13 protein-coding genes are annotated in these 15,838 nt (G+C 62.8%); 4 read left to right on the forward strand and 9 right to left on the reverse strand.

Annotation, left to right across the window (positions count from 1 at the left end; translation table 11 throughout):
• Nucleotide 1 precedes the first annotated feature (1 nt).
• The 4 genes from emhB to RGM2987_RS08170 all read left to right on the forward strand — a co-directional run bounded on the left by emhB (nucleotide 2) and on the right by RGM2987_RS08170 (nucleotide 6,986).
• Nucleotides 2-3,166, forward strand: coding sequence for an efflux RND transporter permease subunit EmhB (gene emhB / locus RGM2987_RS08155; RefSeq protein WP_245139593.1), 3,165 nt, complete (start codon nucleotides 2-4; stop codon nucleotides 3,164-3,166).
• On the forward strand, nucleotides 3,163-4,620 hold the full coding sequence (gene adeC, locus RGM2987_RS08160; protein WP_245139595.1) for an AdeC/AdeK/OprM family multidrug efflux complex outer membrane factor: 1,458 nt from the start codon (nucleotides 3,163-3,165) through the stop codon (nucleotides 4,618-4,620). Before emhB ends, adeC begins: the two co-directional genes overlap by 4 nt.
• 400 nt (nucleotides 4,621-5,020) lie before the next feature.
• Nucleotides 5,021-5,341: a hypothetical protein gene (locus RGM2987_RS08165; protein WP_245139620.1), complete on the forward strand. Its 321-nt coding sequence runs from the start codon at nucleotides 5,021-5,023 to the stop codon at nucleotides 5,339-5,341.
• A 391-nt stretch (nucleotides 5,342-5,732) separates the two neighbouring features.
• Nucleotides 5,733-6,986, forward strand: coding sequence for an OprD family porin (locus tag RGM2987_RS08170; RefSeq protein WP_245139597.1), 1,254 nt, complete (start codon nucleotides 5,733-5,735; stop codon nucleotides 6,984-6,986).
• A gap of 136 nt (nucleotides 6,987-7,122) precedes the next feature.
• On the opposite strand, the gene pcaC is transcribed toward RGM2987_RS08170, so the two are convergent.
• The 9 genes from pcaC to RGM2987_RS08215 all read right to left on the reverse strand — a co-directional run bounded on the left by pcaC (nucleotide 7,123) and on the right by RGM2987_RS08215 (nucleotide 15,598).
• On the reverse strand, nucleotides 7,123-7,515 hold the full coding sequence (gene pcaC / locus RGM2987_RS08175) for a 4-carboxymuconolactone decarboxylase (RefSeq protein WP_214916575.1): 393 nt from the start codon (nucleotides 7,513-7,515) through the stop codon (nucleotides 7,123-7,125).
• A 10-nt stretch (nucleotides 7,516-7,525) separates the two neighbouring features.
• Nucleotides 7,526-8,317, reverse strand: coding sequence for a 3-oxoadipate enol-lactonase (gene pcaD / locus RGM2987_RS08180; protein ID WP_245139600.1), 792 nt, complete (start codon nucleotides 8,315-8,317; stop codon nucleotides 7,526-7,528).
• A gap of 12 nt (nucleotides 8,318-8,329) precedes the next feature.
• Entirely contained in the window at nucleotides 8,330-9,694 is a 1,365-nt protein-coding gene (locus RGM2987_RS08185) for a 3-carboxy-cis,cis-muconate cycloisomerase (RefSeq protein ID WP_245139603.1), read from the reverse strand.
• 167 nt (nucleotides 9,695-9,861) lie between these two features.
• Nucleotides 9,862-11,157, reverse strand: coding sequence for an MFS family transporter (locus RGM2987_RS08190; RefSeq protein ID WP_245139605.1), 1,296 nt, complete (start codon nucleotides 11,155-11,157; stop codon nucleotides 9,862-9,864).
• A 292-nt stretch (nucleotides 11,158-11,449) separates the two neighbouring features.
• Nucleotides 11,450-12,016: a protocatechuate 3,4-dioxygenase subunit alpha gene (pcaG, locus tag RGM2987_RS08195; RefSeq protein ID WP_245139607.1), complete on the reverse strand. Its 567-nt coding sequence runs from the start codon at nucleotides 12,014-12,016 to the stop codon at nucleotides 11,450-11,452.
• A gap of 1 nt (nucleotide 12,017) precedes the next feature.
• Nucleotides 12,018-12,722: a protocatechuate 3,4-dioxygenase subunit beta gene (gene pcaH, locus RGM2987_RS08200; protein WP_245139609.1), complete on the reverse strand. Its 705-nt coding sequence runs from the start codon at nucleotides 12,720-12,722 to the stop codon at nucleotides 12,018-12,020.
• Nucleotides 12,723-12,759: 37 nt separating this feature from the next.
• A complete protein-coding gene (pcaF, locus tag RGM2987_RS08205; RefSeq protein WP_245139618.1) occupies nucleotides 12,760-13,965 on the reverse strand; it encodes a 3-oxoadipyl-CoA thiolase in 1,206 nt (401 codons plus the stop codon).
• A complete protein-coding gene (locus RGM2987_RS08210; RefSeq protein ID WP_245139611.1) occupies nucleotides 13,962-14,741 on the reverse strand; it encodes a CoA-transferase subunit beta in 780 nt (259 codons plus the stop codon). Before RGM2987_RS08210 ends, pcaF begins: the two co-directional genes overlap by 4 nt.
• Nucleotides 14,738-15,598, reverse strand: coding sequence for a CoA transferase subunit A (locus RGM2987_RS08215; RefSeq protein WP_245139615.1), 861 nt, complete (start codon nucleotides 15,596-15,598; stop codon nucleotides 14,738-14,740). The genes RGM2987_RS08210 and RGM2987_RS08215 overlap by 4 nt, the downstream gene beginning before the upstream one ends.
• Nucleotides 15,599-15,838: the final 240 nt, after the last annotated feature.

The following is a 15,838-nucleotide window of genomic DNA, read 5'->3' on the forward strand; positions in this document are numbered from 1 at the left end:
CATGTCGAAATTCTTTATCGACCGTCCGATTTTCGCCTGGGTGATTGCCCTGGTGATCATGCTGGTCGGGGCTCTATCGATCCTCAAGTTGCCGATCAACCAGTACCCGAGCATCGCGCCGCCGGCCATTGCGATCCAGGTCACCTACCCGGGTGCGTCCGCGCAGACCGTGCAGGACACCGTGGTGCAGGTCATCGAGCAACAGCTCAACGGTATCGACAACCTGCGTTATGTCTCCTCGGAAAGTAACTCCGACGGCAGCATGACCATCACCGCGACCTTCGAGCAGGGCACCAACTCCGACACTGCGCAGGTCCAGGTCCAGAACAAGCTGAACCTGGCAACCCCGCTGCTGCCGCAAGAAGTGCAGCAGCAGGGTATCCGCGTGACCAAGTCGGTGAGGAACTTCCTGATGGTGATCGGCGTGGTGTCGCGCGACGGCACCATGACCCGGGAAGACCTTTCCAACTACATTGTGTCGAACATGCAGGACCCGATCTCCCGCACTTCCGGCGTGGGTGACTTCCAAGTCTTCGGCGCCCAGTACGCGATGCGGATCTGGCTCGACCCGGCCAAGCTGAACAACTACAGCCTGACCCCGGTCGACGTGAGGACCGCCATCGCCGCGCAGAACGTCCAGGTCTCGTCCGGCCAGCTCGGTGGCCTGCCTGCCGTGCCCGGCCAGCAACTGAACGCCACCATCATCGGCAAGACCCGCCTGCAGACCGCCGAGCAATTCAAGGCAATTCTGCTCAAGGTCAACCCGGACGGCTCGCAGGTGCGCGTCGGTGACGTCGCCGATGTCGCCCTGGGGGGTGAAAACTACGCCATCAACGCCCAGTTCAACGGCGCTCCGGCGTCGGGTCTGGCGGTGCGACTGGCCACCGGTGCCAACGCCCTCGACACGGCCAAGGCGCTGCGTCGGACCGTGGATAACCTCAAGCCGTTCTTCCCGCCTGGCATGGAAGTGGTGTTCCCGTATGACACCACGCCAGTGGTAAGCGAATCGATCAAAGGCGTGGTGGAAACCCTGGTCGAAGCGGTCGCCCTGGTGTTCCTGGTGATGTTCCTGTTCCTGCAGAACTTCCGCGCCACCATCATCACCACGATGACGGTGCCAGTGGTCTTGCTCGGTACCTTCGGGATCCTCGCGGCGTTCGGCTTCAGCATCAACACCCTGACCATGTTCGGCATGGTGCTGGCCATCGGCTTGCTGGTGGACGACGCCATCGTCGTGGTGGAAAACGTCGAGCGGGTGATGAGCGAGGAAGGCCTGTCACCCAAGGAAGCCACCAAGAAATCCATGGGCCAGATCCAGGGCGCCCTGGTGGGTATTGCCCTGGTGCTCTCGGCGGTATTGCTGCCAATGGCGTTCTTCGGCGGCTCCACCGGTGTGATCTACAAACAGTTCTCCATCACCATCGTCTCGGCCATGGCCCTGTCGGTGCTGGTTGCGCTGATCTTCACCCCGGCCTTGTGCGCCACCATGCTCAAGGCGATCCCCAAGGGTGAGCACGGCACGCCCAAGCGCGGCTTCTTCGGTTGGTTCAACCGCACCTTCGACCGTGGCGTGCGCAGCTACGAGCGCGGCGTGGGCAACATACTCCGGCACAAGGCGCCGTACCTGCTGGCCTACATCATCATCGTGGTCGGCATGGTCTGGCTGTTCACCCGCATCCCGACCGCGTTCCTCCCGGAAGAAGACCAGGGCGTACTGTTTGCCCAGGTGCAGACGCCGGCCGGCTCCAGCGCCGAGCGGACCCAGGTGGTGGTGGACAACATGCGCGAGTTCCTGCTGCGCCCGACCAAGGACGGCGGCGAAGGCGACGGCGTGGCCTCGGTGTTCACCGTGACCGGCTTCAACTTCGCCGGCCGTGGCCAGAGTTCGGGCATGGCGTTCATCATGCTCAAGCCGTGGGAAGAACGTAACGCTGACAACACGGTGTTCAAGATCTCGGCCCGGGCCCAGCAACACTTCTTCACCTTCCGCGATGCGATGGTATTTGCCTTCGCCCCGCCGGCGGTGATGGAACTGGGTAACGCCACCGGTTTCGACGTGTTCCTGCAGGATCGCGCCGGCATCGGCCACGACAAACTGATGGAAGCGCGCAACCAGTTCCTGGGCATGGCGTCCCAGAGCAAGGTACTGGCTCAGGTTCGTCCGAACGGCCTGAACGACGAGCCGCAATACCAGCTGGAAATCGATGACGAGAAAGCCAGTGCACTGGGCATTACCCTTACGGACATCAACAACACCCTGTCGATTGCCCTGGGCAGTAGCTACGTGAATGACTTCATCGACCGTGGCCGGGTGAAAAAGGTGTACGTGCAAGGCCAGCCGGGTGCGCGCATGAGCCCCGAGGACCTCAAGAAGTGGTACGTGCGCAACAGCGCCGGCACCATGGTGCCGTTCACCGCGTTCGCCAAGGGTGAGTGGATCTACGGATCGCCCAAGCTGGCCCGCTACAACGGCGTGGAAGCGATGGAAATCCTCGGCGCCCCGGCGCCGGGTTACTCCACCGGTGAAGCCATGGCGGAAGTCGAAGCCATCGCCAAGAAACTGCCGGCCGGTGTCGGTATCTCCTGGACCGGGCTGTCCTACGAGGAGCGCCTGTCGGGCTCCCAGGCGCCAGCGCTGTATGCCTTGTCATTGCTGATGGTGTTCCTGTGCCTGGCGGCGCTGTATGAAAGCTGGTCGATTCCGATCGCGGTCATGCTCGTGGTGCCCCTGGGGATCATCGGTGCCCTGCTGGCGACCAGCCTGCGCGGCCTGTCCAACGACGTGTACTTCCAGGTGGGCTTGCTGACGACCATCGGCCTGGCGGCGAAAAACGCCATCCTGATCGTCGAGTTCGCCAAGGAACTCCACGAACAGGGCCGCAGCCTGATGGACGCCGCCATCGAAGCTTGTAGGATGCGTCTGCGGCCGATCATCATGACCTCCCTGGCGTTCGTCCTCGGCGTAGTCCCGCTGGCGATCTCCACCGGCGCCGGCTCGGGCAGCCAACATGCCATCGGTACCGGGGTGATCGGCGGTATGATCACCGCTACTGTCCTGGCAATCTTCTGGGTGCCATTGTTCTTCGTGTCCGTGTCGTCCATCGGTCGCCGCAAAAATGCCGATCACGACGACACTCCTGAAACTTCCAAAGAGGCTGGCCAATGAGCAAGTCGCTACTTTCCCTGACCATCGCCGCGGTCGTGCTCAGCGGTTGCTCGCTGATCCCCGACTATCAGCGGCCCGAAGCACCGGTCGCGGCGCAGTACCCGCAAGGCCCGGCCTACGAGTCGGCGAAAGCGCCCGGCCAGGCCGCCGCCGAGCAGGGCTGGAAACAGTTTTTCCATGATCCGGCGTTGCAGCAGCTGATCCAGGTGGCCCTGGAAAACAACCGCGACCTGCGGGTCGCAGCGCTGAACATCGACGCCTACGCCGCGCAATACCGCATCCAGCGCGCCGACCTGTTTCCGGCGGTCTCGGCCACCGGTGCCGCCAGCCGCCAGCGGGTGCCGGCGCGGGCTTCGCAGACCGGTGAAGCGGCGATCAGCAGTTCCTATTCCGCCACCCTGGGCATCAGCGCCTATGAGCTGGACCTGTTCGGTCGGGTTCGCAGCTTGAGCGAGCAAGCGCTGCAAAGCTACTTCGCCACTGAAGAAGCCCGGCGCAGCACGCAGATCAGCCTGGTGGCGAACGTCGCCAATGCCTACCTGACCTGGCAGGCCGACAAGGAACTGCTCAAGCTGACCCAGGAGACCCTGGGTGCCTACGAGCAAAGCCTCAAGCTGACCTCGCGCAGCGCCGAAGTCGGCGTGGCCTCGGCCCTGGACCTGAGCCAGGCCCGCACCGCCGTGGAGAACGCACGAGTGCAACTGGCGCGCTACACCCGCCAGGTGGCCCAGGACGAGAACAGCCTGACCCTGTTGCTGGGCACCGGCCTGCCGGCCAATCTGCAATCGCAACCTTTGAGCGATGACTTGCTCAGCGAAGTGCCGGCCGGGCTGCCGTCGGACCTGCTGCAACGGCGCCCGGACATCCTCCAGGCCGAACGCAACCTGCTCGCCGCCAACGCCAACATCGGCGCCGCGCGGGCCGCGTTCTTCCCGAGCATCAGCCTGACGGCCAACGCCGGCACGCTGAGCCCGGACCTGTCCGGCCTGTTCAAGGGCGGCTCGGGCACCTGGAGCTTCGCCCCGCAGATCAACCTGCCGATCTTCAACGCCGGCAGCCTGCGGGCAAGCCTGGATTACGCCAAGGTCCAGAAAGACATCAACGTCGCGCAGTATGAGAAGTCGATTCAGACGGCGTTCCAGGAAGTCTCCGACGGCCTGGCCGCTCGCCAGACCTACAACGAACAGTTGCAGGCCCAGACCGACTTCGTCGCCGCCAACCAGGATTACTACCGCCTGGCCGAGCGTCGCTACCGCATCGGCGTCGACAGCAACCTGACCTTCCTCGACGCCCAGCGCCAACTGTTCAGCGCCCAGCAATCGCTGATCACCGACCGCCTTGCGCAGTTGACCAGTGAGGTCAACCTGTACAAGGCACTGGGGGGTGGCTGGAATGCCGAGACTGGCAAGAACGAACCGGTGAAAGAAGAAGCGCCCAAGACCCGGCTGTTCTGATCGTGCTTGAACGCTGAACAAAAAGCCCACCGGAAGGTGGGCTTTTTTGTTTTTAATCGCTTTCAAGCTCAACACACAAACCTGTGGCGAGGGAGCTTGCTCCCGCTGGGCTGCGAAGCGGCCCCAAACCCTGCCAAATGCGGAGCAACAAGACTGGCTGCGGATCCTGTGGGAGCGAGCCTGCTCGCGATGGCTGTGTGTCGGTCTGTGTGGATTTTTTGACCGGGTACATATCCGTTGCTGCGGTAACGACGGCTTAGGGTTCCGCCCTGACGGCGGGTCACTTTTGAGAAGCGCAAAAGTAACCAAAACGCTCTTACCCCACCACTGGGCACCTCGCTTACGCTCGGTGTTCCCTCACTCCGGCATTGCTCCGTGGGCCCGCCGCGATGGGCCATCCATGGCCCTGCGCGGCTATCCCGGCATCCATGCCGGGATGCCCACTACGCAATGCCTGCGTTCGGCCCTTGTGGTTAATGGGGCGCTCAAGATCAAAAGCAAAGCAAAAGCAAAAGCAAAAGCAAAAGCAAAAGCAAAAGCAAAAGCAAAAGCAAAAGCAAAAACGAGGCGGCCTGGTCTCTCGCGGCTGTACCTCAATCTAATGTGGGAGCGAGCTTGCTCGCGAAGACGTCAGCCCAGACAGCCCAAGACCCGTGGCGGGGGAGCTTGCTCCCGCTCGGCTGCGCAGCAGTCGCAAGACCTGGCCCTGCGGTTTGCCTGAAGGAACGCAGGGGCCTGCTTCGCTGGCCTGCGGGAGCTGGCTCCCTCGCCACGTTGGGTTGGTGTGGAGTTGAAAATTGGCGATCGACCACAGGGAATTCAGGGTGGATATTGGATCTGTGAGCATTCTGTGTTCGCAAGTGTTACGCCATTCGATCAGCCATTTTGCCGTTCGATAATCGCCCAAAACCCGCAATCGCCAATTGAAGCCATCCCGCCCTGCCCTTCACCATCGTTCGCACAAAACCAATAACATCAGGTTCGATGCCATGCCCCTACGTCCCGCCTCGCCCGGCTGATTCTCGATCAGCGCCCCTGTTATCCACCGTCCTGTCTGCGACCCGAGGTCGCGGCAATGACTTGCTTCGCCCACAACAATTAGAGAAACGTCCATGAAGCCCACACAGCATTTATTCCCCAGCCTCCTCGCCGTAGCCCTGACCGGAAGCGCCCTGCCCGTCCTGGCTGCGGAGTCAGGGTTTGTCGAAGATGCCAAGGCCACGCTGAACCTGCGCAATTTCTATTTCAACCGCAACTTCACCAACCCGAACAACGCCCAGGGCAAGGCCGAGGAATGGACCCAGAGTTTCATCCTCGACGCCAAGTCCGGCTTCACCCAGGGCACGGTCGGTTTCGGCGTGGATGTGCTGGGCCTGTACTCGGTCAAGCTCGATGGCGGTCGCGGTACGGCGGGCACGCAATTGCTGCCGGTGCACGATGACGGGCGTCCGGCCGATGACTTCGGGCGCCTCGGTGTGGCGCTCAAGGCCAAGGTATCGAAGACCGAATTGAAGGTCGGCGAATGGATGCCGGTGCTGCCGATCCTGCGCTCTGACGACGGTCGCTCCCTGCCGCAAACTTTCCGCGGCGGCCAGGTCACGTCCACCGAGATCAACGGCCTGAGCCTTTATGGCGGCCAGTTCCGTGGCAATAGCCCGCGCAACGACGCGAGCATGGAAGACATGTCGATGAACGGCCGTGGCGCGTTCACTTCCGATCGTTTCAATTTCGGCGGCGGCGAATATGCCTTCAATGACAAGCGCACCCAGGTCGGCGTGTGGTACGCGGAACTGTCCGACATCTACCAGCAGCAGTATTTCAACCTGACCCACAGCCAACCCATCGGCGACTGGACCCTGGGCGCCAACCTCGGCTACTTCACCGGCAAGGAAGACGGCAGCGCCCTGGCCGGCGACCTGGACAACAAAACCGCGTTCGCCATGCTCTCGGCCAAGTACGGCGGCAACACCTTCTATGTCGGTCTGCAAAAAGTCGGCGGCGACGATGCCTGGATGCGCGTCAACGGCACCAGCGGCGGGACCCTGGCCAACGACAGCTACAACTCCAGCTACGACAACGCCAAGGAAAAATCCTGGCAGTTGCGCCACGACTTCAACTTCGCCGCCGTCGGCGTCCCGGGCCTGAGCCTGATGAACCGCTACATCAGTGGCGACAACGTGCACACCGCCACCGTCGACGACGGCAAGGAATGGGGCCGTGAAACCGAACTGGCCTACACGGTGCAGAGCGGCGCGCTGAAAAGCCTCAATGTGAAATGGCGCAATTCGACGATGCGTCGGGATTTCAATAACAACGAGTTCGATGAGAACCGTTTGATCGTCAGCTATCCGATCAGTTTGTTGTAAGAGCCATCGGCGCGGGGCGCTGCTAATCCCTGTGGGAGCGGGTTTGCTCGCGAAGGCGGTGGCACATTCAGCATTATGCCAACTGACCCACCGCTTTCGCGAGCAAGCCCGCTCCCACAGGGAATTGGTGGCGGTCTTAAGCTCTGGATTCGACCCCGAGTTCATCCCACACCGACTCAGCCAGGTGGAACGTGGCATTGGCTGCCGGGATGCCGCAGTAGATCGCGCTCTGCATGATCACTTCCTTGATCTCGCTGCGGCTGACGCCGTTGTTGGCGGCGGCGCGCAGGTGGAGTTTGAGTTCTTCGTTGCGGTTCATGCCGATCAGCATGGCAATGGTGATCAGGCTGCGGGTATGGCGTGGCAGACCCGGGCGGGTCCAGATGTCGCCCCAGGCGTGGCGGGTGATCATCTCCTGGAATTCGCTGTTGAACTCGTTCAGGGCATTGAGGCTGCGGTCGACGTGGGCATCGCCCAGCACCGCGCGGCGTACCTGCATGCCTTCGTCGTAACGTTGTTTCTCGTCCACAAAAAACTCCTCAGGCGCCGAGCAGGAAATCCAGCACCCGCGCGCTGAACGCGGCGCCGGCCTGGACATTGGAAAGGTGCGCAGCACGGAACTCGGCGTACTGCGCCCCGCTGACTCGCTCCTGGATAAAGTGCCCACCCGACGGCGGCGTCACCGCATCTTCGGTGCCGGCAATCACCAGCAGCGGTACACGAATCGACGACAATTGCTCACGAAAATCCGCATCACGCACCGCCGCACAGTTGGCGGCATAGCCCTGCGGCGAGGTGGCGGCGAGCATGTCGGTGATCTTTTTCGCCTGCTCTGGATGAGCCTCGGCGAAGTCAGGGGTAAACCAACGGGCAATCGAGGCATCGCGCAACGCAACCATCGCTGCCTGACCGTCGCGCAGCACGGTTTCGATGCGCGGGTTCCATACCGACGGATCACCGATCTTGGCGGCGGTGTTGCACACCACCAGTTTGTGCAAGCGCTCGCCAGCATTGATCCCCAGCCACTGGCCGATCAACCCGCCCATGGACAATCCACAGAAATGCACCCTGTCGATATCCAGGGCGTCGAGCATCGCCAGCACGTCGCCGCCCAGTTGTTCAATGCTGTAGGGCCCTTCAGTGACCAACGACCCGCCGTGCCCACGGGTGTCGAAACGCAGCACGCGGAAATGCTCGCTGAACGCCGCAACCTGCTCGTCCCACATGTGCAGGTTGGTGCCCAACGAGTTGGAGAGCACCAGCACCGGGGCGTCTTGCGGCCCGTCGAATCGATAGTTCAGTTCGCCCTCGGCGAGTTTGACGAATCCCACAACAATCTCCTTTCAGGCGTTAAGGGCAAAATGTTCGGCCACCGCCCGGGCGACCCAGGTCTGGGCCTGGCCGAGGTAGTGGGCGGGGTTGAGCAGATGATCGAGTTCGACAGCGGACAATTGCGCGGTCACCTGGGGTTCGTCCCCCAGCACGTCGCGCAAATGCCGCTGTTCGGCGACAGCGCGCTTGCAGCATTGCTCCAGCAGATGGTGCGCCGTATCGCGCCCGACCCGCTGGGCCAGGACGATGCTCACCGCTTCGGCCAGCACCAGGCCCTGGGTCAGGTCCAGGTTGCGGGCCATGCGCGCCGCGTCCACTTCCAGCCCTTCGGCCAGCAACCGTGCCTGTTGCAAAGCGCCGGACACCAGGCAGCAAATCTCCGGCAAGGTTTCCCATTCAGCGTGCCACAGGCCCAGGCTGCGTTCGTGTTCCTGAGGCATGGCGCTGAACAGCGTCGACAGCAAACCCGGCACTCGCGTCGCGGCGCTGATCAACACTGCTGCGCCCACCGGGTTGCGCTTGTGGGGCATGGTAGACGAACCGCCCTTGCCCGGCGCCGCAGGCTCGAACGCTTCGCCGGCTTCGGTCTGCATCAGCAAACTGACGTCGCGGCCCAGTTTGCCCAGGCTGCCGGCGATCAAGCCCAGCACCGCTCCGAACTCCACCAGCCGATCACGCTGGGTGTGCCACGGTTGTTCCGGCAGGTTCAGTTGCAGTTCGGCGGCCAGCGCCTCGGCGATGGGCAAGGCTTGCTCACCCAAGGCGGCGAGCGTTCCGCAGGCGCCGCCGAATTGCAGCACCAGCAAGCGCGGCTTGAGTTCCTTCAGGCGTTGTCGGCTGCGGGTGATCGCCCCCAGCCACCCGGCGATTTTCATACCCAGGGTGACCGGCGTCGCATGCTGCAGCCAAGTGCGCCCGGCCATTGGCGTGGCGGCGTAGCGTTCCGCTTGCCTGGCCAGGGTGTCCGCCAGTTGCGCCAGTTCGCCTTCGATCAATTCCAGCGCCCGGCGCAATTGCAGCACCAACCCACTGTCCATGACATCCTGGCTGGTGGCGCCCAAATGCACGTAGCGCTCGGCCTCAGCGTCCTCGCTGGCGATACGCTTGCCCAACGCCTTGACCAGCGGGATCGCCGAATTGCCGGCGCTGGCAATCGCTTCACCCAACGCCGAAAAATCGTACAACTGGGCACGACAGGCCTTCTCGATCGACGCCACCGCACCGTTGGGAATCAACCCCACCCGTGCCTCGGCCCGGGCCAGTGCTGCTTCGACATCCAGCATCGCCTGGACCCGCCCGGCGTCACAGAACACCTCGCGCATGTCGCGGGCGGTGAAGTAGGTATCGAACAGCTGATTGCCCGGTCGTTCGCTCATAAAACAGTCCTTCGGAAAGTGAATGCTCTTGTGGCGAGGGAGCTTGCTCCCGCTGGGCTGCGTAGCAGCCTTTTTTGTGAGCGCTGCGCACTGGAGCGCCAGCCCGGTCAAGCGGGAGCAAGCTCCCTCGCCACATGAATCAAACAAGCCTTAAGTGAACAGGTGAGTCAAAGGTCGTGATGCAGATACGTCGGTTGCTTGGGCAGGCGCAGGCTGAACAGGAACGCCACCACCATCATGACCGTGACGTACCAATAGAAGGCGTTCTCCATGCCCTGGGCTTTGAGGCTCAAGGCAACGTACTCCGCCGAACCGCCAAAAATCGCATTCGCCACCGCATAGGCCAACCCTACCCCCAGCGCCCGCACTTCGGGTGGAAACATTTCAGCTTTCACCAGGCCACTGATGGAGGTGTAGAAACTGACGATCGCCAACGCGGCGGTAATCAGCACAAACGCCAGGAATGGACTGCTGACACTTTTGAGGGCCAGCAGGATCGGCACGGTGCACAACGCGCCCAGGCCGCCGAACCAGAGCATGGAATTACGCCGGCCGATCTTGTCCGCCAGCATGCCGAACAGCGGTTGCATGCACATATAAAGGAACAGCGCGCCGGTCATGATGTAACTGGCGGTCTTGGCGTGCAGCCCGGCGGTGTTTACCAGGTACTTCTGCATGTAGGTGGTGAAGGTGTAGAAAATCAGCGAGCCGCCGGCGGTATAGCCCAACACGGTAATGAACGCGGCCTTGTGGTCGCGAAACAGCGCGCCAATACTGCCGGCGTCCTTGTTCTCGCGCATTTCCTTGCTGCTGGTTTCCTTCAGGGAACGGCGCAGGAACAGCGAGATCAACGCCGCCACCGCACCGACCACGAACGGGATCCGCCAACCGTAGGCGCGCAGTTCGTCTTCGTTGAGAAACTGTTGCAGGATCACCACCAGCGACACCGCCAGCAATTGGCCGCCGATCAGCGTCACGTACTGGAACGAGGCAAAGAAACCGCGCTGGCCCTTGAGGGCGACTTCGCTCATGTAGGTGGCCGTGGTGCCATACTCGCCGCCCACCGACAGGCCTTGCAGCAAACGCGCGAGCAACAACAGCACCGGCGCCCAGACGCCAATGTCCTTGTAGGTGGGCAGGCAGGCGATGAGCAACGAGCCGAAGCACATCATCAGCACCGAAATCATCATTGAATTCTTGCGCCCGTGACGGTCCGCCACCCGGCCGAAAATCCAGCCGCCAATGGGTCGCATCAGGAACCCGGCGGCGAACACACCGGCGGTGTTGACCAGTTGCACCGTGGGGTTGTCCGACGGGAAGAACGCCGGGGCGAAATAGATCGCGCAAAACGCATAGACGTAGAAGTCGAACCATTCGACCAGGTTGCCGGATGAGGCACCGACGATGGCGAAAATACGCTTGCTGCGCTCTTCGCCGGTGTAGTGGCTGGTTGGGGTGGTCATGGGTTATTCACTCGTTGGGGACAGACAAAGTCTAGACACACTTCGTAACAGTCCCGTTCCACAGTTTTGCTGTGCCTGTACTGGCGCCATCGCGGGCAAGCCTTGCCCCCACAGGGTTCATACCCTTGCTGTGGCCCTGCGGGTTGCTGTGGCGAGGGAGCTTGCTCCCGCTGGCTTGCGCAGCAAGCCCAAAAACCGGCGACCCGGTGTATCAGGATGCCCCCGCTGCCAGGTTTGCGACTGCTACGTAGCCGAGCGGGAGCAAGCTCCCTCGTCACAGGAACATCATGACTCAGTAATCAAAGAACACCGTCTCGGCATCCGTCCCTTGCAACACTACATTCCACTGGTACACACCCGATGCATCGGGCTTGGTCACGATCGTGGCGCGACGCTCTTCGGGCACGCAGGCCAGCAACGGATCCGTCTCATTGGCCTGTTCGCCATCGAAGTAGATGCGCGTCAGCAGGTGCTTGACCAACCCGCGGGCGAACACCAGCACCACCAGGTGCGGCGCCTGGGTCGTGCCGTTCAGGCCCGGTACGCTCCCCGGTTTGATGGTGGTGAAGCGAAAGCGCCCTTCGGCGTCCACCGGCACCCGGCCGAAGCCGTCGAAATGCGGGTCCAGGGGCTTGTCCTGCTCGTCCTCGGGATGGGCGTATTTACCGGCGGCGTTGGCCTGCCAGACTTCCAGCATCGCGTCGTTGACGAACTCGCCGTTGCCGTCAATCACCTGCCCGGTGATCGCCACGCGCTGGCCAAGGGTCTGGGGAACAGTCAGGTCTTCGCGGTTCAGCCAGGTCAGGCCAATGTGGTAGTAAGGGCCCACGGTGTGGGACGTGGTAGCGGTGAGCGTCATCTTATTTCTCCATCGGCGTGGCATCGCGGCCGCGCAAGACGATGTCCCAGCGATAACCGAGGGCGTAGTGAGGGATGGTTTTTTCCAGGTCGAAGCTGGCGATCAGGCGTTCCTTGGCACTCGTGTCCGGTACGCAGTTGTAGATCGGATCGTAGGCCAGCAACGGATCGCCAGGGAAATACATCTGCGTCACCAGGCGCGTCAGGATGCTTGGCCCGAACAGTGAGAAATGGATATGCGCCGGGCGCCAGGCATTGTGGTGATTGCCCCACGGGTAGGCGCCTGGCTTGATGGTCTGGAACTGATACCAACCCTCGGCGTCGGTGACGGTGCGACCGGTGCCGGTAAAATTCGGGTCCAGGGGCGCGTCATGTTTGTCGCGGTCGTGGTGGTAACGCCCGGCGGCGTTGGCCTGCCAGATCTCCACCAGAATGCCCGGCACGGGATGGCCGTTCTCGTCCAGTACGCGCCCGTGAATGATGATCCGCTCGCCCAACGGCTCGCCGCTGTGCTGGGCGGTCAGGTCGCTGTCCTTCTCCTGCACGCGGTCCGCGCCTACGGTGGGCCCGGTGATTTCCGACAGCGAATGGGGCAAGAACACCAATGGCTTGGACGGCGAACGCAGGTTGGTGGACTGGTACGGCGGGTGCAGATACTCCGGCTGGGTGCCCGCTTGAGGGCGACGATAACCAGGCTTGTCAGTCATGAAGCGTTCCTCGGTTTCTTATAAGTTGAACGGCGCGTCAGACGCGTTCGATAGCCAATGCCAAGCCCTGGCCGACGCCGACACACATGGTCGCCAGACCTCTGCGGCCGCCGGTCTTTTCCAGATGATGCAGCGCGGTCAACACCAGCCGCGCCCCGCTCATGCCCAGCGGATGACCAAGGGCGATGGCGCCGCCGTTCGGGTTGACCTGCGGCGCGTCGTCCGCCAGCCCAAGGTCGCGCAGCACCGCCAGGCCTTGGCTGGCAAAGGCTTCGTTGAGCTCGATCACGTCGAAGTCTGCCACCGCCAGGCCCAGGCGCTCGGTGAGCTTGCGCACCGCCGGCACCGGGCCGATGCCCATCACCCGAGGTGCGACGCCGGCACTGGCCATGCCCAGGACTTTGCCGCGTGGCGTCAGGCCATGTTTCTTCACCGCGTCGGCCGAAGCCAGGATCAACGCAGCCGCGCCGTCGTTGACCCCCGACGCGTTGCCGGCGGTGACGGTTTTGTCAGGACCGTTGACCGGCTTGAGTTTGCTCAAGGTTTCCAGCGTGGTATCGGCACGGGGATGCTCGTCCTGCTCGACCACGGTTTCGCCTTTCTTGTGGGCGATCCGCACCGGGACGATTTCCTCGGCGAAGAAACCGGCGGCCTGGGCCGCCGCCGCACGCTGTTGGCTGCGCACGGCGAACGCATCCTGGTCGGCGCGTGACACTGCGTACTCATCAGCCACGTTGTCCGCGGTCTGCGGCATCGCATCCACACCGTACTGGGCTTTCATCAACGGATTGATAAAGCGCCAGCCGATGGTGGTGTCTTCCAGTTTCATGTTGCGCGAAAACGCCGCGTCGGCCTTGCCCATCACGAACGGTGCGCGGGACATCGACTCCACACCGCCGGCAATCGCCAGTTCCATTTCGCCGCTGGCAATGGCGCGGAACGCGGTGCCGATGGCGTCCATGCCCGAAGCGCAGAGGCGGTTGAGGGTCACGCCGGGAATGCTTTCCGGCAGGCCCGCCAGCAACAGGCCCATGCGCGCCACGTTGCGGTTGTCTTCGCCGGCCTGGTTGGCGCAACCGAGGAACACCTCATCCACCACGCTCCAATCCACCGACGGGTTGCGCTCCATCAGCGCCTTGATCGGCACCGCCGCCAGGTCATCGGCGCGCACGCCGGACAAGCCGCCGCCGAAGCGGCCGATGGGGGTCCGAATCGCATCACAGATATAAACGTCGCGCATCAGGCTTCTCCCGGTGCCTGGCCATGGGCCGCTGCGGTGCGAGCTTCGAGATCGCGCAAGGCGCGCAGCTCCACTTCGGTCGGCTCGGCGGTGGTTTGCATCTGGTCGGCGAAACGGATCGCCCACCCGGTGGCGGCAATGACTTGCTCGCGGGTCACGCCGGGGTGCAGTGAAGTGACCACGAATTCATGGGTGCCGGCTTCCGGTTCCATGATGCACAGGTCGGTGATGATGCCCACCGGCCCCGCGCCTGGCAGCCCGAGGCGTTTGCGCGAATCGCCGCCCTCGCCGTGACCGACCGAGGTGATGAAATCCAGCTTGTCGACAAACGAACGGGCCGACTGCTTGAGGATGATCAATACGCTCTTGGCGGAACCTGCAATCTCCGGCGCGCCACCGGCCCCCGGCAAGCGGACTTTCGGTTGATGGTAGTCGCCCACCACGGTGGTGTTGATGTTGCCGAAACGGTCGACTTGCGCCGCGCCGAGGAAACCGACGTCGATACGCCCGCCCTGCAACCAATAGCGAAAAATCTCACCGGTCGGCACAACGGTGTCGGCGGTCTCCGCCAGCTCACCGTCACCGATGGACAACGGCAGGACGCTGGGCTTGGCACCGATCGGACCGGACTCGTAGATCAGCACGACATCTGGCGACGAGGTCAGCCGTGCCAGGTTGGCGGCTTTCGACGGCAGGCCGATGCCGACGAAGCATACCGCGTTGTTTTTCAAGCGACGGGCCGCGGCGACGGTCATCATTTCGTTGGTGGAGTACGTCATTGTTTCACCTGCGCAGCGGCGGCCAACCGGGCCTGGAATTCACTGAAGTCTCGGGTGCCATGGATGTATTCGTTGATCCAGGCGGTAAAGGTCTGACGGTCGCGGGCGATGGGGTCCCACGCCTGGTAGAAACGGTTGTCGCGTTCGGTGTAGCCGTGGGCGTAGGACGGGTGCGCACCGCCCGGGACGTGACACACCGCGCTCAGGGCCCAGGTCGGCAATACACAGGCGTTCATCGGCGCGTTCAGGTCGTCGACGATTTCTTCCACGGTGACGATGCAGCGCTTGGCGGCCAGGGCGGCTTCCTTCTGCACACCGAGGATGCCCCAGAGCAACACGTTGCCCTTGCGGTCGGCTTTCTGGGCGTGGATCACGGTGATGTCCGGGCGCACCGATGGCACAGCGGCCAGGACTTCCCCGGTGAACGGGCAGGTCACGTTCTTGATCAGCGGGTTGACCTTGGGCAGGTCGGAACCGGCGTAGGCCCGCAGCACTGCGAACGGTAAGCCCGAAGCCCCGGCGACGTAGGCATTGGCCAGGTCGGCGTGGCTGTGTTCCTCGATTTCCAGCGGGTGCGGCCATTGCTTCTCCACTGCATCACGCAGACGGTGCAGCGAACCCACGCCGGGGTTGCCGCCCCAGGAAAAAATCAGCTTGCGAGCACAACCGGCGCCGATCAACTGGTCGTAGATCAGGTCAGGCGTCATCCGCACCAGCGTCAGGTCTTTCTTGCCTTGACGAATGATCTCGTGACCCGCTGCCGTGGGAATCAAGTGGGTGAAGCCCTCGAGCGCGACGGTATCGCCGTCGTTGACGAACTGCTTCACCGCGTCGTGCAGCGAAAGGATTTCAGCCATGGGCAGGCTCCCGTATTCCAGTAGACCGACGTGAAGAAAAAGGCGCGAGAGAAGCGCCGGAGTGACTGAAGATTAAGCTGCGGCAATGGGCCAAACAATCCGATAATCGACTGAGTGTTCGGTTATCGAACGGATTGTTGCTTGGCTAACGATTAGTACAGAGCATCAAAACCTTGTGGGAGCGGGCTTGCTCGCGAAGGCGGTGTGCCAGCCAACCAAGATGTCGGATGTGCCTACGCC

The organism is Pseudomonas sp. RGM2987, assembly GCF_022952855.1.
Lineage (GTDB): Bacteria > Pseudomonadota > Gammaproteobacteria > Pseudomonadales > Pseudomonadaceae > Aquipseudomonas.